The sequence below is a fragment of the Aeromonas sp. TS_SC_11 genome, assembly GCF_057318915.1.
Window position 1 is genome coordinate 995,079 of record NZ_CM170470.1, and the last position, 17,920, is coordinate 1,012,998.

Annotated in this window: 12 protein-coding genes and 4 tRNA genes; 11 read left to right on the plus strand and 5 right to left on the minus strand. The window is 58.3% G+C overall.

All coding sequences use genetic code 11. The annotated features are described in order from the left end of the window. Nucleotides 1-101: 101 nt before the first annotated feature. From trmH to AC1P02_RS04745, 3 genes are all read left to right on the plus strand, one after another. Complete coding sequence (gene trmH / locus AC1P02_RS04735) at nucleotides 102-848, plus strand: tRNA (guanosine(18)-2'-O)-methyltransferase TrmH (protein ID WP_485184310.1); 747 nt, start codon at nucleotides 102-104, stop codon at nucleotides 846-848. Then, the gene (locus AC1P02_RS04740) at nucleotides 838-1,878 is read left to right on the plus strand and encodes an alpha/beta fold hydrolase (RefSeq protein WP_058395524.1); all 1,041 of its coding nucleotides are present in this window, start codon (nucleotides 838-840) and stop codon (nucleotides 1,876-1,878) included. Before trmH ends, AC1P02_RS04740 begins: the two co-directional genes overlap by 11 nt. A gap of 90 nt (nucleotides 1,879-1,968) precedes the next feature. Then, on the plus strand, nucleotides 1,969-2,781 hold the full coding sequence (locus tag AC1P02_RS04745) for a Cof-type HAD-IIB family hydrolase (RefSeq protein WP_034281594.1): 813 nt from the start codon (nucleotides 1,969-1,971) through the stop codon (nucleotides 2,779-2,781). 116 nt (nucleotides 2,782-2,897) lie between these two features. Here AC1P02_RS04745 and AC1P02_RS04750 read toward each other — a convergent pair whose 3' ends face one another. The 5 genes from AC1P02_RS04750 to AC1P02_RS04770 all read right to left on the minus strand — a co-directional run bounded on the left by AC1P02_RS04750 (nucleotide 2,898) and on the right by AC1P02_RS04770 (nucleotide 4,090). Continuing rightward, nucleotides 2,898-3,410, minus strand: coding sequence for a ricin-type beta-trefoil lectin domain protein (locus tag AC1P02_RS04750; protein ID WP_485184312.1), 513 nt, complete (start codon nucleotides 3,408-3,410; stop codon nucleotides 2,898-2,900). 217 nt (nucleotides 3,411-3,627) lie between these two features. Continuing rightward, nucleotides 3,628-3,704 (minus strand) — tRNA-Pro (locus AC1P02_RS04755). 77 nt (nucleotides 3,705-3,781) lie between these two features. Beyond that, nucleotides 3,782-3,867, minus strand: a tRNA-Leu gene (locus AC1P02_RS04760). A gap of 20 nt (nucleotides 3,868-3,887) precedes the next feature. After that, nucleotides 3,888-3,963 (minus strand) — tRNA-His (locus tag AC1P02_RS04765). Between the two features lie 50 nt (nucleotides 3,964-4,013). Continuing rightward, a tRNA-Arg gene (locus AC1P02_RS04770) sits at nucleotides 4,014-4,090 on the minus strand. A gap of 258 nt (nucleotides 4,091-4,348) precedes the next feature. On the opposite strand from AC1P02_RS04770, the gene AC1P02_RS04775 reads away from it, so the two are divergent. From AC1P02_RS04775 to AC1P02_RS04810, 8 genes are all read left to right on the plus strand, one after another. Further along, nucleotides 4,349-4,939 (plus strand): TetR/AcrR family transcriptional regulator, encoded by a 591-nt coding sequence (locus AC1P02_RS04775; protein WP_058395525.1) that lies wholly within the window; start codon nucleotides 4,349-4,351, stop codon nucleotides 4,937-4,939. Then, nucleotides 4,936-6,042, plus strand: coding sequence for an efflux RND transporter periplasmic adaptor subunit (locus AC1P02_RS04780; RefSeq protein ID WP_485184314.1), 1,107 nt, complete (start codon nucleotides 4,936-4,938; stop codon nucleotides 6,040-6,042). The genes AC1P02_RS04775 and AC1P02_RS04780 overlap by 4 nt, the downstream gene beginning before the upstream one ends. 15 nt (nucleotides 6,043-6,057) lie before the next feature. Next, complete coding sequence (locus AC1P02_RS04785) at nucleotides 6,058-9,138, plus strand: multidrug efflux RND transporter permease subunit (RefSeq protein ID WP_058395526.1); 3,081 nt, start codon at nucleotides 6,058-6,060, stop codon at nucleotides 9,136-9,138. 92 nt (nucleotides 9,139-9,230) lie between these two features. Continuing rightward, nucleotides 9,231-11,228 (plus strand): ATP-binding protein, encoded by a 1,998-nt coding sequence (locus AC1P02_RS04790; RefSeq protein WP_059169625.1) that lies wholly within the window; start codon nucleotides 9,231-9,233, stop codon nucleotides 11,226-11,228. A gap of 76 nt (nucleotides 11,229-11,304) precedes the next feature. Further along, the gene (gene gorA, locus AC1P02_RS04795) at nucleotides 11,305-12,654 is read left to right on the plus strand and encodes a glutathione-disulfide reductase (RefSeq protein WP_485184316.1); all 1,350 of its coding nucleotides are present in this window, start codon (nucleotides 11,305-11,307) and stop codon (nucleotides 12,652-12,654) included. A gap of 504 nt (nucleotides 12,655-13,158) precedes the next feature. Continuing rightward, the gene (gene kdpA / locus AC1P02_RS04800; protein WP_096119790.1) at nucleotides 13,159-14,841 is read left to right on the plus strand and encodes a potassium-transporting ATPase subunit KdpA; all 1,683 of its coding nucleotides are present in this window, start codon (nucleotides 13,159-13,161) and stop codon (nucleotides 14,839-14,841) included. Between the two features lie 67 nt (nucleotides 14,842-14,908). Then, nucleotides 14,909-16,966, plus strand: a complete 2,058-nt coding sequence (kdpB, locus tag AC1P02_RS04805) for a potassium-transporting ATPase subunit KdpB (protein ID WP_042873548.1) — start codon at nucleotides 14,909-14,911, stop codon at nucleotides 16,964-16,966. 390 nt (nucleotides 16,967-17,356) lie between these two features. Next, entirely contained in the window at nucleotides 17,357-17,872 is a 516-nt protein-coding gene (locus AC1P02_RS04810) for a potassium-transporting ATPase subunit C (protein ID WP_005319497.1), read from the plus strand. The last annotated feature ends 48 nt before the right edge of the window (nucleotides 17,873-17,920 follow it).

Sequence of the window (17,920 nt, forward strand, 5' to 3'; positions counted from 1 at the left end):
ATGCATCAAGCAAATCAGTATCATACTGACCCAGCCTCAACCCGGCTCAACCCGCTTGCTGCGCACTCTTGGCACACCCGCCTCACCCTATAGAAACTGATATGACTCCTGAACGATTTAAACGGATTTCCGACATGCTGGCCCAGCGTCAGCTCGACTTGACCGTCTGCATGGAAGAGGTTCATAAGCCTCACAACCTGGCCGCCATAGTGCGTACCGCCGATGCGATTGGCATCCACAGGGTGCATGCCGTCTGGCCCAAGACCTGGATCCACAAGCGCAAGGGCACGGCCCGCGGCAGCCAGAACTGGGTGGATGTGAAGCTGCACCCGGATATCGGCAGCGCCGTGGCCGAGCTGAAAGCCTCCGGCATGCAGATAGTGGCGACCCACCTCTCGGAAAGCTCTGTGGACTTTCGCACCATCGACTACACCAGACCCACCGCCATTCTGGTGGGTCAGGAGAAACACGGCATCGGTGAAGAGGCGCTGGCCCTGGCCGATCACCATATCGTCATCCCCATGGTGGGCATGGTGCAGTCCCTCAACGTTTCGGTGGCCGCCGCCGCCATCCTCTACGAGGCCCAGCGCCAGCGCGAGCTGGCGGGCTGTTATCAGCGCGGCTGCCCCCTCACGCTTGAAGAGCAGAACACTATCTTGTTCGAGGGGGGCTACCCCATCTATGTCCAGCTCTGCAAAGAGAAAGAGATGCCCTATCCCCAGCTCGGCCCGGCCGGTGAAATTCTGGCGGACGAGGCCTGGTGGCAACGGATGCAGCTGACCCGCAAGGGCTGGGCTGCACAACAGGAAGATCCCCAGGATATGGAGTATCCAACCGATGAAATTTAACTGTCTGCCCCTGCTGGCACTGACCCTGTTTTCTGCCGGAGCCCTTGCCGTGACCAATCCCTATCCGCTGACCTCCGAAGCCGAGGTCCCCGCGCTTTACCAGCAAACGCTGCCCGACTTCTGGCGTACACATGCTATCGAGGGGGAGTTCAAGGCCAGAGACGGCGTCACCATCCGCTATGCCGCCCTGCGCCAGGCCAAGGTGGATCGCGCCATCGTTATCGTCAATGGTCGGGTCGAGAGCTATCTCAAGTATCAGGAACTGGCTTGGGATCTGTGGCGCCAGGGCTACAGCCTCTACCTCATCGATCACCGGGGACAGGGCTTGTCCGACCGTATGCTGGCCGACAAGCAGAAAGGCTATGTTGCTGATTTCGAAGATTATGTGGTGGATCTCAAACAGTTCCACGACCAGGTCATCATGGCAGATCAGCCCACCAAGCTGTTCCTGCTGGCTCACTCCATGGGCGGTGCCATCTCGGCGCTTTACCTGGAACGCTGGCCGGATGATATCAAGGCGGCCGTGCTCTCCTCCCCCATGATGGGCATCAACCTCGGCGGTCTGCCCAAATGGCTGGCACAGGGGCTCGCGGCCAGCATAGACACGGTCGGCAGCTGGCTGGGCGAACCACCCTATGGTCCCGGCCAGGGCAGCTACCAGTCACACGAATTTGCCGATAATGGCCTGAGCCACAGCGCGCCGCGCTATCAGGCGTTTCGCGATCTCTACGAACAGCACCCGCAAATCAAGCTGGGGGGGGTGACCGCCCACTGGATCCGCGAAGGGATAGCCGCTGGAGATACCGCCATTGCCGCCGCTGATCGGATCAAGACGCCACTGTTGCTGCTGCAGGCGGGGGAAGACAGCGTGGTGGACAATGCCGCCCAGGATGCTTTCTGTGCCAAGGCCAGATGTGAAGGGGGCAAGCCGCTGCGGATAGAGGGCGCCTGGCATGAGCTGTTTATCGAAGCAGACCCCCAGCGTCAGGCCGCACTGAGCGCGACCCTAGCGTTCTTCGAGCGCTTCTAGCGCTGGTTATTTTTTGGATCCCTAAATAAATGGGGTGACGCAAAACGCTGGGGTACACTGCCCCGGCGTTCAATTGATGCCGAGGTAATGATGTTCAAGGTAGTTGTATCCGATCTCGATGGCACCCTGCTCAACAAGCAGCACCAGATCTCCCCCCGCACCCGTGACACCCTGCACCGTCTGGTGGAACAGGGGATCAAGTTCGTGGTGGCCACTGGCCGGCACCATGTGGATGTGCGCAGCATTCGCGACACGCTCGGGCTGGACATCTACCTCATCACCTCCAACGGTGCCGTGGTGCACGACAAGCAGGATCAACTCATTTTCAATCAGGCGCTGCCAGCTGCCGTGGCCGCCGAGCTGATCGCACTGGATCGCGACCCTTCCATTCACCTCAATGTCTACTATGGCGACGAGTGGCTGGTAGAAGAGGAATTGCCCTGGTTGCTGCAATTCCATGACGAGTCCGGCTTCACCTACCGCCTCACCGACCTCGCCACCCACCCGATGGACAAGGTCAACAAGGTCTTCTACATCGGCGAGCACGAAAAACTGCTGCGGATCGAGGCTCACCTCAACCAGCATTATGGTGATCGACTCAACGTCACCTTCTCCCTGCCGGACTGCCTCGAAGTGATGCACGCCGGGGTGCACAAGGGCAATGCCGTGCGCGCCGTGCTGGCACAGCATGGACTGGATATGTCTCAGGCCGTCGCGTTCGGGGATGGCATGAACGACTTCGAGATGCTGGACATGGTGGGTCGTGGCGTTGTGATGGGCAATGCCCACGACCGCCTCAAGCTCGCCTTGCCAGCACATGAGCAGACCCTGAGCTCGGACGAAGATGGGGTTGCCGTCTATCTGGAGCAGCTGTTCGCCCTCAGTACTGCTGGCGCAGCCTGACCCGTGACAGCATGGATACCACGACTGTGGTATCCATGCTGTTTGGCAGATATTTCAAATCGAGACACGGGCGAAATCTCCCCCAGCCTGAAACCTGTCCCACATCCCCTATCGCCTCACCAGATGAGGCTTTTCAGATTCAACTGCTCCAGCATGCTAGCGCTACTCTTCCACTCGAAACTCTGGTTGGCACCCCCGTAGCACTCCGCCAGCCGAAGCGGTGTGCCGGGCTTGTGGCGACGACCGGCGACATCCAGACACCGATCAACCTTGTGATTGAGCAGACGATCCGCCTGCCACTGCCATTGGCGGCTATCATCCTGACACTCAGCCAGCACGAGTTCGCTCACCCCCTTGGCCACCAGACAGCGCTGATCAAGCTGCAGGGCGCCAGCATCCCAGTTAAACTGCTGTCGGGTTATCTTTTCACAAGGTTGAGTGATCAGTTGATCCTGGGCATTCAATGCCACACAAAAACCACCGCTGGTCATCAGGGCAGAGGGAGCATCGATGGCCTGCCTGGGGGCGGCGCCCATCAGGATTTCATCCGGCTTGGGTTTGTACGAGCAGCCGCTGAGGGCCACGACAACCAGCGCCAACATGCTGGCGCGAACTGTATTATGGTGCATATGACATTTTGGCCTGAAAAGTGTTCAATAATGCCCACTTTGCTATGGGTCTGCGGCCCAGCATACCCGAAGCGGTGACAGGAAAGTGCCAACAGAAGTGTAAACAGACGTAACAGACGCAGAGATGGGGAGATGGGGAGATGGGGAGATGGGGAGATGGGGAGATGATAAACGCCAGAAAGCGAAAAACCCCGCCTAAGCGAGGTTTTTCTGAATATGGTCGGTGATAAAGGATTCGAACCTTTGACCCTCTGGTCCCAAACCAGATGCGCTACCGGGCTGCGCTAATCACCGAGACAATTTTTTCACTGCAACACTCTTTCAAAACACCAAGACAACCACTTTCGGTCATCTTCATCATACAGCAAGTATGGTGCGAAGAGAGGGACTCGAACCCTCACACCCGGGGGGCACTAACACCTGAAGCTAGCGCGTCTACCAATTCCGCCACCTTCGCATACCTGACAAGCTGTAAAATGGGGTGGCTGATGGGGCTCGAACCCACGACAACCGGAATCACAATCCGGGACTCTACCAACTGAGCTACAGCCACCACAGCTGTTTTCGTTCCACAACACGCCCGTTTAACCGGCGCACTTTAAATGGTGCGCCCGACAGGATTCGAACCTGTGACCTCTGCCTCCGGAGGGCAGCGCTCTATCCAGCTGAGCTACGGGCGCTACGCTGTCGAACGGGGCGCATTATTGATGATGGGGGCAGGCTTGTCTACACTTTTTTGCTCCCGCCAAATCAACCGCTTGTTTTTCCATCGTTTATGGCGCTTTTTCACCATTTTTGTTTCATTCAGGCTGGATCCAGCTCTGCAACGCTAATTTGTTTCCCCCCTAATGGTGATGCATCCAGTAGTGGAACTTGACTTGCTTCAATGCCCCCCTAAAATGAATGAACGTTCATTCAGCCGTTGTGATAATCGAGTCATGAACAAGAAAGAACGCATTTTCAATGCGGCTCATGAAATACTCGGCGAGCAGGGTTTCCACGGTCTGTCCATTGCCGTGGTAGCCAAGAAAGCCAAGGTGGCGGCGGGCACCATCTACCGTTACTTCAGTGACAAAGATGATCTGATCCGCCAGCTCTATCAACACAGTATCCTCCAGTGTCATCCCCTGGTCATGGAAGGTGTGCAGATAGATGAGGTGTCATTTCAGCAATTTCGGCGTCTGTGGCTCAACATCCACGCCTTTTTTGCCGACGACCCCAACGCACTCAAATGCAAGTTGCAATATGAGTGTTCCCCACTGGGAGCCGAACTGGAGAAAGACCCGGTCATCATGGCCGCCTGGGCGCCTCTGGATCGTTTCTTCGAGCAGGGACGTGAACAAGGTCTGTTTATCGATCTACCCGTCCGGGCACTGCAGGTGCTGAGCCTGGACTGTGTGGGGACTCTGGCGCTACAACGCCAGGTTCATCACTTTGAGCTGACGCAAGAACAGCTGGAAGCCGCGATCCGGGCCAGCTGGAATGCCATATTAACCCCCAACTTTTCCACCTCAGGAGCCTGTTCATGAAAAAGTGGATGGCCATCATGTTGCTGATAGCGCTCGCCCTGTTTGGTAGCGTCATCGGCTTCAATATGTTCAAGCAGAAGAAGATTGCAGAGTTCATGGCCAACCGGCCAGAGCCCGAGTTCCCGGTCACCGCCATGGTCACCAAGGCCCAGGACTGGGTTCCAACCATAGAGGCAATCGGCTTCATCGAGCCGAATCAGGGGGTAACGCTCTCCACTGAACTGGCAGGCACAATCGATGCCATCACCTTCGAATCGGGCAAGCCGGTCAAGGCAGAGCAACTGCTGCTGAGCCTGGACTCCAGCGTGGAGAAGGCCAATCTGCAAGCCTCCCTGGCCAAGCTGCCAGCGGCGCGAGCCAAGTTCGAGCGTTTCCAGAACCTCTACAAGAAGAGCTCCATCTCCAAGGATCAACTGGATGATGCCGAAGCCAGCTACCGTTCACTGGAAGCGGATATCGACAGCCTGAAGGCAACCATTGCCCGTCGCCAGGTACGTGCCCCCTTCGGTGGCGTGGTCGGTCTGCGTAACGTCTTCCTCGGCCAGTACCTGCAACCGGGTACCGACATAGTGCGGCTGGAAGATACCAGTGTGATGCGCCTGCGCTTCACCGTGCCCCAGACCGATATCTCCAAAATCACTCTGGGCCAGACCGTCAAGATCAATGTGGACTCCTATCCACAAGTACAATTTGACGGGCATATCACCGCCATTGAACCCGCAGTCAACTACCAGAGCGGCCTGATCCAGGTACAGGCAGACATCCCGAACAACGGCGGTCAGCTTCGTTCCGGCATGTTCGCCCGCGCCAGCATCATTCTGCCCACGGTGAAAGACCAGGTTGTGATCCCGCAATCCGCCATCTCCTTCACCCTGTATGGCGAGAACGTCTATGTCATCCATGAGACGGACGGCGTGAAACGGGCCAAGCAGGTAGTGGTCAAAGCGGGTGAGCGTCGCGGCAATGACGTGCATGTGCTGTCCGGCATCAAGGCTGGAGACCAGATAGTGCTGTCGGGTCAGGTTCGCCTGAGCAACGACACCAAGGTGCGCGTGGTCGAAAACGATGCCCTGGCCGTTCCGGCACAAACCCCGATGCTGTAAGCGCGGAGATCTGCAATGCGATTTACTGACATATTTATAAAACGGCCTGTGCTGGCGATCTCGCTCAGCTTCCTGATCGCCCTGCTGGGCTTTCAGGCCATCTTCAAGATGCAGGTGCGGGAATACCCCGAGGTGACCAATACGGTGATCACGGTCAGCACCAGCTACTATGGCGCCAGTGCAGACCTGATCCAGGGATTCATCACCCAGCCGCTGGAACAGGCGGTGGCACAAGCCGACAACATCGACTTCATGACCTCCTCCAGTCAGCTGGGCAGCTCCACTGTCACGGCCTTCATGAAGCTGAACACGGACCCCAACGCCGCGCTCTCCGACATACTGGCCAAGGTCAACTCGGTACGCTCCCAGTTGCCGAAAGAGGCGGAAGACCCTTCGGTCACCTCCTCCACCGGCTCGACCACGGCAGTGCTGTATCTTGGCTTCACCAGCCCGGAGCTCAACTCCAGCCAGATCACCGACTATCTGGAACGGGTCATCAAGCCGCAGCTGTTCACCGTGGGCGGTGTGTCCAAGGTTGACCTCTACGGTGGGGTCGAATTTGCCCTGCGGGTATGGCTGGATCCGGCCAAGATGGCAGCCTTCAACCTGACCGCCAGCGACGTGATGACTGTGCTCAACAGCAACAACTATCAGTCAGCCACCGGTCAGGCGACGGGTTACTTCACCCTGTTCAACGGCAATGCCGAAACCCAGGTCAGCGATACCGACGAGCTCAAACGGCTGGTCGTCGCCACCCGTGACGGCAAGGTGATCCGCCTCTCCGACATCGCCAAGGTGACGCTGGAGAAGAGCCACGACATCTATCGCGCCAGTGCCAATGGTCGCGAAGCCGTGGTCATGGCGGTCAACGCAGCACCGACTGCCAACCCCATCAACATCGCCCACGATGTACTGGAGTTGATGCCAAGCCTGAAGAGCAACATGCCGAGCACCATGCAGACCAATGTGCTGTATGACTCAACCATCGCCATCAACGAGTCCATCCACGAGGTTATCAAAACCATACTGGAAGCAGCTGCCATAGTGCTGGTGGTGATCACCTTGTTCCTTGGCTCCTTCCGCGCGGTCATCATCCCGATCATCACAATACCGCTCAGTCTGATCGGCGTAGTGATGATGATGGATCTGTTCGGTTTCTCCATAAACCTGATGACCTTGCTGGCCATGGTACTGGCCATCGGTCTGGTGGTGGATGACGCCATAGTGGTGCTGGAGAACGTCGATCGGCATATCAAACAGGGGGAGGAACCCTTCCGGGCCGCCATCATAGGGACCCGCGAGATAGCCGTGCCGGTTATCGCCATGACGGTCACCCTGGCGGCTGTGTACGCGCCGATCGCCCTGATGGGAGGCATCACGGGTTCCCTGTTCAAGGAGTTTGCCCTGACCCTGGCGGGGGCGGTATTTGTCTCCGGCATCATAGCCCTGACCCTGTCGCCCATGATGTGCGCCAAGATGCTCAAGGCCAACGAAAAGCCGGGCAAGTTCGAGAGCACGGTTCATCACCTGCTGGAACGGATGACAGACCGCTACGACAGCATGCTGCACGCCGTGATGCAAAAGCGCATCGTGGTCCTGGTGTTTGCCGTCATAGTGTTCGGCAGCCTGCCGCTGCTGTTCAAGTTCATCCCCAGTGAACTGGCTCCGTCAGAGGACAAGGGGGTTATGGCCGTGCTGGGTACGGCACCGTCCAACGCCAACCTGGACTACATCGAAAACACCATGGCGGACGTGAACAAGATCCTGGATGAGCAGCCGGAAATCGCCTACTCCCAGGTCTTCTCCGGTGTGTTCAATGCCAACCAGGCCTTTGGTATCGCCTCCATGGTGCCCTGGAGCCAGCGTGAAGCGAGCCAGAAAGAGGTACTGGACCGGGTTGCCAATCTGGTGAAAGACATCCCCGGCATGGCCATCACCACCTTCCAGTTCCCGGAACTGCCAGGGGCGTCGAGCGGTCTGCCGATCCAGTTCGTCATCACGACGCCGAAGAGCTTCGAAAGCCTGTTCCTGATCGCCGGTGAAATGCTGGCGGCCACCCAGGCCAACGGCCAATTCGTTTATTCGGATCTCGATCTGAACTACGACTCCGCCACCATGAAGATCAAGATCGACAAGGACAAGGCGGGTGCTTACGGCATCACCATGCAGGACATAGGTATCACCATGGGCACCATGATGGCGGACGGTTACGTCAACCGTATCGATCTAGATGGCCGCTCCTATGAGGTGATCCCGCAGGTCGAGCGCAAGTACCGCATGAACCCGGAATCCATCAAGGGTTACTACGTGCGGGCGGCTGACGGTAAATCCATTCCGCTGGGGAGCCTCATCAGTATCGAAGTGGTCGGTGAGCCCCGAGCCCTGCCCCACTTCAACCAGCTGAACTCGGCCACCATAGGCGCAGTGCCGGCACCGGGCGTGGCCATGGGAGATGCAATCAACTGGTTCAAGGCCACAGCCGAAGAGAAGCTGCCGCAAGGCTATCGCTACGACTTCATGGGTGAAGCCCGCCAGTTCGTGACCGAGGGCAATGCGCTCTACGCCACGTTCGCACTGGCCCTCGCCATCATCTTCCTGGTGCTGGCGATCCAGTTCGAATCCGTGCGTGACCCCCTTGTCATCATGGTATCTGTCCCTCTTGCCATCAGTGGCGCCTTGATTGCGCTGGCATGGGGCATGGCCACCATGAACATCTACTCCCAGGTGGGCCTTATCACGCTAGTGGGTCTGATTACCAAGCACGGTATTCTGATCTGCGAAGTGGCGAAGGAAGAGCAGTTGCTGCATGGCATGAACCGGATGGAAGCCGTGATGCAGGCAGCCAAGGTGCGTCTGCGCCCCATACTGATGACAACGGCCGCCATGATTGCGGGTCTGATCCCGCTGCTGTATGCCGCGGGTGCCGGTGCGGCCCAGCGCTTCAGTATCGGTATCGTGATCGTGGCCGGTCTGGCGATCGGCACCATCTTCACCCTGTTCGTGCTGCCGGTTATCTATACCTACCTGGCCTCCGAACACAAACCCCTGCCGGTGTTTGATGAATCCATTCCGCCCAAGGCGAAAGGGAGTCACTGATACCCAAATTGACTGCTCAAGGCCCCGTTTCGGGGCCTTATTTTTATCACGCTAACGAAACACGACATAAGTGCATGAAGCAGTTAAACTAAATGGCAATATATCCAGACCGCAAGGACGCCATGTCAGGACTCTTCTCCAAGACCGCGCAGGCCGTCGGCCGCAACGGACTCTCATACCGACTGCTCTCCTATATTCTGGTGTGCAGTACCGTATTGGCGATGATCATTACGGTGCTTCAGCTTGGCTGGGATTACCGCAAGGATGTTGCCGTCATCGAAGACAGCATCGGCCAGATCGAAGCCTCCTTCCTGCAGCCCATCGCCGCCAGTTTGTGGAACCTGGATGAAGAGCAGGTCAAGGTGCAGATCGAAGGCATCATGAACCTGCCCAACATGCAATTCGTGATGGTCAAGGAGATGCTCGGCAACTCGGAAGTCCCGCTGTTGACCCAGGGGGTCGAACGGGAAAGCTACGACATCTCCCGCGAGTTCAACCTCACCTATCAGGGTGAAGTGGTTGGCAAGCTTTTCGTCGCCGCCTCCCTCGAGCAGATCTATCAGCGCCTTATCGAAAAATCCGTGCTGATCATGGTCAGTCAGACCATCAAGACGCTGGTGGTCTCATTCTGCATCCTGATCATCATTTACTATCTGGTGGTTCGTCATCTCAACCGCATCGCCAACTACGCCCAAAAATTCAATCTGGACAGACTGGCAGTCGAGCTGACGCTGGAAGGCCGCCCCCTGCCCCGCAAGAAACCCGACGAACTGGATACCCTGGTCGCCACCCTCAACCAGATGCGAGCACGGCTGAACGATGAGTTTGCGGCGCGCCATCAGGCGGCAGAACAGCTGCAACAGGAGCGGGACTTCTCGGCAACGCTGATCAACTCGGCCAACATGGTCATCTGTTGCATGGAGCCGGATCTCAACATCGCCAGCATCAACCCGGCGGCCATACTGCTGACCGGCTATCACCAGCAGGAAATATTGCAGCACAACTGGCTGGATCTGTTTGTCAGCCAGGAGCAGCGGGAAGACCTGACTCTGACCCTGGCCGATCATGGCGCCATTGAGGACAAAGAGGTCATCATGCATGACCAGCAGGGCCATGAGCTGGTGCTGCAGTGGACCTTCGCCCCCTTTTACGAAGGCCCCAATCTCAAGTATCTGATCGGATTCGGTTATGACATCACCCGCCTGAAGAAGGTTGAGCGAGAGATCATTCAGCTCAACGAACTGCTGGAAGGCAAGGTGGTGGAACGGACACGTAGCCTGAGCGATGCCAACAACCAACTGGGCAAGGCGTACGACGACCTGAAACAGGCGCAGCAAACCCTGGTAGAGTCGGAAAAAATGGCCTCACTCGGTTCCCTTGTCGCAGGGGTCGCCCACGAGATCAACACCCCTATCGGCATCAGCGTCACCGCCTCCTCCTATTTGCAGGAGCGAGTGGCTGACTTCAAGCTGCACATCGACTCCAAACAGCTGTCGCGCTCTTACCTCAATGAGTTCACCGTCAACCTCGATGAATCCATGCAGTTGCTGCAGAGCAACCTGAGACGCGCCTCGGAGCTTATCGCCAGCTTCAAGCAGGTGGCAGTCGATCAGTCATCGGAAGCACGCTACAACTTCAGCCTCGCTGACAACCTGCATCAGGTAGTGGTTTCCCTCGGTCACAAGCTGAAAAAAGCCCAGTGCGAAGTGGATATCCAGTGCGATCCCAAGCTGTCCATCTTCTCTTTCCCCGGCAGCTTTACCCAGATCTATTCCAACCTGATCCTCAACTCCATCAACCATGGTTTTGATAACTGGGACAAGCCCAAGAAGATCACCATCAAGGTGGAACAAGAGGGTGAAGAGCTGCTGATCAACTACAGCGACAACGGCCGCGGCATACCGCCGGAGATATTGCCGCGCATCTTCGACCCCTTTGTCACCTCCAAGCGAGGCCAGGGCGGCAGCGGGCTCGGCACCCACATCATCTACAACCTGGTGGTGCAGTTGCTGAAAGGCCGCATCAGCTGTGCCAGCGAACCGGGCAATGGCGCCCAGTTCCATATTCGCCTGCCAATCCAACATAACTGAGTGCTGGCTCTTGTGAGCCAGCCGCTTTATCCCCATCATGCTGTGATTGCCTTCTTAATGAGCGGAGAATCTCGCAATGGCACAGCATTTTGACTATATCGCCATCGGCGGCGGCAGTGGCGGTATTGCCTCGGCGAACCGGGCTGCCATGTACGGCAAAAAAGTTGCCCTGATTGAAGCCAAAGAGTTGGGGGGAACCTGCGTCAACGTCGGTTGTGTACCTAAGAAAGCCATGTGGTATGCAGGCCAGATCGCCGATGCCCTGAAATATGGCGCCGATTACGGCTTCGATACCACACTCAATCAATTCAGCTGGGCCAAGCTGGTCGAGTCCCGCCAGGCCTATATAGGCCGCATCCATCAGTCCTACCAGAATGTGCTGGGCAAAAACCAGATCACCGTCGTCAAAGGCTTCGCCCGCTTCGTCAATAGCAACACGATCGAGGTCAATGGTGAACAATACACGGCCGATCACATACTGATCGCCACCGGTGGCCGCCCTGAAGTACCCACTATTCCCGGTGCCGAACTGGGTATCGATTCTGATGGTTTCTTCGATCTGCAGGCGCAGCCCAAGCGAGTTGCCGTGGTCGGTGCTGGCTATATCGCCGTCGAAATTGCTGGCGTGATGCAGGCCCTCGGCAGCGAAACCCATCTGGTGGTCCGCAAACACGCGCCGCTGCGTAACTTCGATCCCATGATCCACGAGACTCTGGTGGAGATCATGGCGCAAGAAGGGCCCAAACTGCACACCCATGCCACTCCCAAAGCGGTAATCAAGAACGCCGATGACAGTCTGACACTGCAGCTGGAAGATGGTCGCCACCTCACGGTCGACTGCCTGATCTGGGCCATTGGCCGCACGCCAGCCACCGACAATCTCGACCTGACAGCAGCCGGCATCGAACTGGACGACAAGGGTTTTATCCCGACCGACAAGTTCCAGAACACCGACGTCGCCAACGTCTATGCGGTGGGTGACAACACGGGTCGCATCCAGCTGACCCCGGTGGCCGTCGCCGCAGGTCGCCGCCTCTCGGAGCGGTTGTTCAACAACAAGCCGAACGAGCACCTTGACTACAATCTGGTGCCGACAGTGGTGTTCAGCCACCCCCCCATTGGCACCATAGGCCTGACCGAGCCGGAGGCCATCGCCGAGTATGGCGAGAGTCAGGTAAAGGTGTACCGCAGCCAGTTCACCGCCATGTATTCGGCACTGACACAGCATCGCCAACCCACCCGCATGAAACTGGTCTGTGTCGGGCCGGAAGAAAAAGTGGTCGGTCTGCACGGCATCGGCTTTGCCATGGACGAGATCCTGCAAGGCTTCGGTGTCGCCATGAAGATGGGCGCTACCAAGGCTGATTTCGATAACTGCGTGGCCATTCATCCCACCAGCGCGGAAGAGTTTGTGACCATGCGTTAAGTGTTCGTGAAGCCCGCCTCATCACCATCAGGCTGGCTTCGATAATTGCGTTGCTATCCTCATCCCACCAGCACGGAAGAGTTTGTCACCATGCGTTAGCCATATGCGAAGCTGGCCCATCAGATCAGCTTCGACAATTGCGTAACCCTTCCCATCCCACCAGCGCGGAAGAGTTCGTGACGATGCGCTAAGCCTCTCGCCCTTTTCCTATCAACCCGGTCCAGGCCGGGTTTTTTCATATCTGCCCTTCGCCAGCCCGACAAACCCTCGCTTTTTACGCCGATTTTACGCCCGCCCCATGCTGCTTTATGGCGCCTTTACGCCTGTTTTACATACCCTTTCAGCGTCAACTACACCAACGGAGTCGATGCTGTCTTACATCGACTCTTGCAGCTAATTATTTCAATGGAGTCGATATGAATTGGCTATATCTGCTGCTGGTCCTCGCCCTTATGGGTTATCTGTTGCGCGCTTTAACGCGCAGCCACGAGTGAGGGATCTGATATGTGGCAAGAAGTGATCTATCCGGTAGCCTTTGTGCTGCTGGTCCTGCTGCCAGCACCCCTGCTTGGCAGCTATATGTATCGGGTGTTTGAAGGCAAGAGCCGCTGGCTGTCGCCGATCGAGCGCGCCACCCTGGCCTGCTGCGGCACGGACGGACGGGAGCAGGATTGGAAGTCCTACGCCCTCAGCCTGCTGGCCTTCAACGGTGCCGGTTTCGGTCTGCTGTTCCTGATCCTGATGGCACAAGGCCTGCTTCCCCTCAACCCGCAGCAATTGCCAGGGCTGAACTGGGAACTGGCCTTCAACACAGCGGTCAGCTTCATGACCAATACCAACTGGCAAGCCTATTCCGGTGAGGCCAGCCTCTCCTACTTCAGCCAGATGGTGGGGCTTACCACCCAGAACTTCGTCTCCGCCGGTACTGGTGCAGCCGTTGCCGTCGCCCTGTTTCGTGGTATCTCCCGCCAGCAGACCATTCATCTAGGCAACTTCTGGCAAGATCTGGTGCGCTTCTGCCTCTATGTGCTGCTGCCACTGGCGCTGATCATGGCACTGCTGCTGGTGTGGCAGGGTGTGCCCCAGAGCCTGTCTGCTTACCTGCCGTTCCACAGTCTGGAAGGTCAGGAGCAACTGCTGCCACTGGGCCCCGCTGCCTCGCAAATCGCCATCAAGCAGCTCGGTTCCAACGGTGGTGGCTTCTTCGGTGTCAACTCGGCGCATCCGTTCGAGAACCCGACAGCCCTCTCCAACTGGCTGGAGATGGTCACCCTGCTGACCATTCCCGCCGCGCTGGTCTGCACTCTGGGTCGCTATGTGAAGGACACGGGCCACGGCCGTGCCATTCTCACCGCCATGGCCTTGCTGTTCGTGCTGGGGCTCTGCCTCTCCCTTTCCCAGGAGATGAAGCTGGATCCCAATCTGGCCCATATCACCAGCCAGGCGGGCAACTGGGAAGGCAAGGAGAGCCGCTTCGGCCCCGTGCTTTCCAGCATTTGGGAAGTCGCTACCACTGCTGCCTCCAACGGTGCAGTCAACTCCATGCATGACAGCTTCACCCCCCTCGGCGGCATGGTCGGCATGATCAACATGCTGCTCGGCGAGGTCATCTTCGGCGGCGTGGGCTCGGGTATCTACGGCATGATGCTGTTCGTGCTGCTGACCGTGTTCCTCTGCGGCTTGATGGTGGGACGCACCCCAACCTATCTGGGCAAGCGCCTCGGTATCACGGAGATGAAATGGGTTGTCGCCAGCATGCTGGTAATGCCAGTCGGGGTATTGGTGTTAGGCGGGGTCACTCTGCTGATGCCGGATGCCAGCACCATCATTGGTCATGAAGGGCCCCACGGGCTGTCACGGCTGATCTATGCCTATGCCTCGGCAGCGGGTAACAACGGCTCTGCCTTTGCTGGTCTCGCAGCCGCCGATAGCTGGCAATGCATCGCCATCGGCCTGGCCATGCTGCTCGGTCGCTTCGGTTACATCATACCTGTGCTTGCCATCGCTGGTCAGCTTGCCCGAGCCCCGCGCCAGGAGACGGGTGAGGGTGACTTCCCGATCCGCGGCCCTCTGTTCATTACCTTGCTGATTATCACAGTGTTGCTGATAGGTGGGCTTTCCTTCCTGCCGGTACTGGCACTGGGCCCGGTAGCCGAGCATCTGAGCCTGATGCAGGGAGCGTTCTGATGAACGACGCCAGCGCGATCACATCACAGATGCCAATGGTCAACTATTTGATACTGGGAGCTTTTCAATGAGCAAGTCCATATCCATCACAACCCATGCCGACAAGGTGAAGGGTAAAAAGCAACGCTCGCAAATCGTGCAGGCCATGGCCGAAGCGCTTTACCGCTTCAATCCCAAGGCACTGTTTGGCAGCCCTATTCTGTTCACACTCTGGCTGGCTGCCGTCATGGCAACCGTAGAGTCCCTGCTGGGGCAGCCCTTGTCTGGGGTCGCCCCCAGTCTGGCCTGGCAGCTGACCGCCTGGCTGTGGCTGACCCTCTGGTTTGCCAACTTCGCAGAAACTCTGGCCGAAGGTCGTGGCAAGGCGAGAGCCGACAGTCTGAAGGCGGGCATGAGCCAGCTCAAGGCTCGTCGGGTGACCGATGCCAAAGATGGTCAGGGCGAATGGGTGCCTGCCACCAGCCTGCTGAAAGGCGATCTGGTGCTGGTACGCAGCGGCGAGATGATCCCGGCCGATGGTGAAGTGGTCGCCGGTATCGCCTCGGTCAACGAAGCCGCCATCACGGGGGAATCTGCCCCCGTCATCCGCGAATCCGGCACCGACCGCAGTGGTGTGACTGGCAACACCACAGTTGTCTCCGACGAGATCTGGGTACGCGTCAGCAACAATCCGGGTGAAAGCACACTGGATCGGATGATAGCCCTGGTCGAAGGAGCCAAGCGCCAGAAGACCCCGAACGAGATGGCTCTCGACGCCCTGCTGGTGGGTCTGACCCTGATCTTCCTGCTGGTGGTGGCGACCCTGCCCTGGTTCCTCAACTACAACGGCACCCAGGTACCCAGGCTCTATCTGATAGCCCTCTTCATCACCCTGATACCGACCACCATAGGCGGTCTGCTCTCCGCCATCGGGATCGCCGGTATGGACCGGCTGGTGAAGCTGAACGTGATAGCCAAATCAGGCCGTGCCGTGGAGGCCGCCGGTGACGTGCGCACCCTGTTGCTGGACAAGACAGGCACCATCACCTTCGGTAACCGCATGGCAGACGAGCTGATCCCGGCACCTGGGGTGGATCCCTCACTGCTTGCCCAGGCGGCCATGCTGGCCTCCCTTGGCGACAATACGCCGGAGGGCAAGTCCATCCTGACCCTGGCGGGCAAGAGCATGGCCAAGCCGAGCCAGCTGGAGAGCGACAAGGTGATCCCCTTCAGTGCCGAGACCCGCCTGAGCGGCCTGGATCGCAACGGTCACCAATATCGCAAGGGGGCTGTGGATGCGGTGCTCAACTACCTCTCTCTCGACCGCAAGGCAGTACCAGAGGTAATCCTCAAGTCGGTGGATCACATAGCTCGCCAGGGCGGCACGCCGCTGCTGGTCTGCACCCATGAGAAGCTGCTGGGAGTCGTGTTCCTCAAGGACATCATCAAGCCAGGCATCAAGGCCCGCTTCCAGATCCTGCGTCACATGGGGATCCGCACCGTGATGATCACAGGTGACAACCCGCTGACCGCCGCCGCCATCGCTGCCGAAGCCGGGGTGGATGACTTTATCGCAGAAGCAACGCCGGAGAAGAAGCTGGCTTATATACGCCAGGAGCAGGCGGACGGACGTCTGGTGGCAATGTGTGGTGACGGTGCCAACGATGCGCCCGCGCTGGCCCAGGCTGACGTGGGTCTGGCCATGAACGAGGGCACCCAGGCCGCCAAGGAGGCGGGCAACCTGGTGGATCTCGACTCCAACCCCACCAAGCTGCTGGACGTGGTACTGGTCGGCAAGCAGTTGCTGGTGACCCGCGGTGCGTTGACCACCTTCTCCATCGCCAACGACGTGGCCAAGTACTTTGCCATACTGCCGGCCCTGTTCATCGCTGCCTATCCGCAACTGGGTGCGCTGAACCTGATGCAGCTGGGTAGCCCCGAAAGCGCCATCTTGTCGGCCATCATCTTCAACGCCCTGATCATTGTGGCGCTGGTACCGCTGGCCCTGCGCGGTGTCAGTCTGAAGGGAACGGCTGCCAGCCTGCTGCGCCGCAACCTGATGATCTACGGTGTCGGTGGTCTGCTGGTGCCCTTTATCGGCATCAAGTTGATCGATCTGGTCATTACCGGCCTGGGTCTGGTGTAGGAACAAGGGCGCAACGCGCTGAATCCATGGTGCCCATGGCCTGCTGGTGCACCCGATTAATCGGCACCAAGTTGATCGATCTGGTCATTACCGGCCTGGGCTTGGTGTAGGAACAAGGGCGCAACGCGCTGAATACATGGCGTCCATGGCCTGCTGGTGCACCCGATTAATCGGCATCAAGCTGATCGATCTGGTCATTACCGGCCTGGGCTTGGTGTAGAAACAAGAACGCAGCACGCTGAATCCATGGCGTCCATGGCCTGCTGGTGCACCCGATTAATCGGCATCAAGCTGATCGACCTGGTCATCACAGGCCTGGGTCTGGTGTAACGACATAGCGGGGTGCAAGCCAGGCTTGCATCCCATCAACCTGTTTGGAGCAAGAAAATCATGATCGCAATCAGAACCCTGCTGACCCTGACCCTGTTGCTGGGCGTCGGCTACCCCCTGGCAGTGACAGGTGTGGCCCAGTTGCTGTTTCCCTGGCAGGCCAATGGCAGCCAGTTGACCAACAAGAAGCAAGAGTTTGTCGGTAGCGCCCTGCTGGCGCAGAAATTCGAGCGGGCTGAGTACTTTCATTCCCGTCCTTCCGCCAGTGACTTCGCCACCATTGGCAGCGGCGCCAGCAACCTGGGCGTCAGCTCACCATTGCGTAGCGAGTTCGCCAAGGCACAGGGTGATGTCCAGTCTCCCGCCATGCTGACCCGCTCCGGCTCGGGCCTCGACCCCCATTTGCCGGTGGATGCCGTGCTGGCTCAGGTGGACAGAGTGGCCAAGCAGCGAGGGCTGGATCCCGCCTTGCTGACGGAGCAGGTCAAGTCGGCGACACAAGCTGGTATCCTTGGCCCGCAAGTGGTCAATATCCTTCAGCTGAATCTGTTGCTCGATCAGGGCAAGGATGCCTGATGGAGGCAAAGTCCGGCACATACGGGCTGGCGATGACCCACATTTTCG

What these genes read in the sequence shown, in the direction of transcription:
- trmH (WP_485184310.1), top strand. Translation starts at nt 102, where the DNA reads ATGACTCCTGAACGATTTAAACGGATTTCCGACATGCTGGCCCAGCGT.
- AC1P02_RS04740 (WP_058395524.1), top strand. Translation starts at nt 838, where the DNA reads ATGAAATTTAACTGTCTGCCCCTGCTGGCACTGACCCTGTTTTCTGCC.
- AC1P02_RS04745 (WP_034281594.1), top strand. Translation starts at nt 1,969, where the DNA reads ATGTTCAAGGTAGTTGTATCCGATCTCGATGGCACCCTGCTCAACAAG.
- AC1P02_RS04750 (WP_485184312.1), bottom strand. Translation starts at nt 3,410, where the DNA reads ATGCACCATAATACAGTTCGCGCCAGCATGTTGGCGCTGGTTGTCGTG.
- AC1P02_RS04775 (WP_058395525.1), top strand. Translation starts at nt 4,349, where the DNA reads ATGAACAAGAAAGAACGCATTTTCAATGCGGCTCATGAAATACTCGGC.
- AC1P02_RS04780 (WP_485184314.1), top strand. Translation starts at nt 4,936, where the DNA reads ATGAAAAAGTGGATGGCCATCATGTTGCTGATAGCGCTCGCCCTGTTT.
- AC1P02_RS04785 (WP_058395526.1), top strand. Translation starts at nt 6,058, where the DNA reads ATGCGATTTACTGACATATTTATAAAACGGCCTGTGCTGGCGATCTCG.
- AC1P02_RS04790 (WP_059169625.1), top strand. Translation starts at nt 9,231, where the DNA reads ATGGCAATATATCCAGACCGCAAGGACGCCATGTCAGGACTCTTCTCC.
- gorA (WP_485184316.1), top strand. Translation starts at nt 11,305, where the DNA reads ATGGCACAGCATTTTGACTATATCGCCATCGGCGGCGGCAGTGGCGGT.
- kdpA (WP_096119790.1), top strand. Translation starts at nt 13,159, where the DNA reads ATGTGGCAAGAAGTGATCTATCCGGTAGCCTTTGTGCTGCTGGTCCTG.
- kdpB (WP_042873548.1), top strand. Translation starts at nt 14,909, where the DNA reads ATGAGCAAGTCCATATCCATCACAACCCATGCCGACAAGGTGAAGGGT.
- AC1P02_RS04810 (WP_005319497.1), top strand. Translation starts at nt 17,357, where the DNA reads ATGATCGCAATCAGAACCCTGCTGACCCTGACCCTGTTGCTGGGCGTC.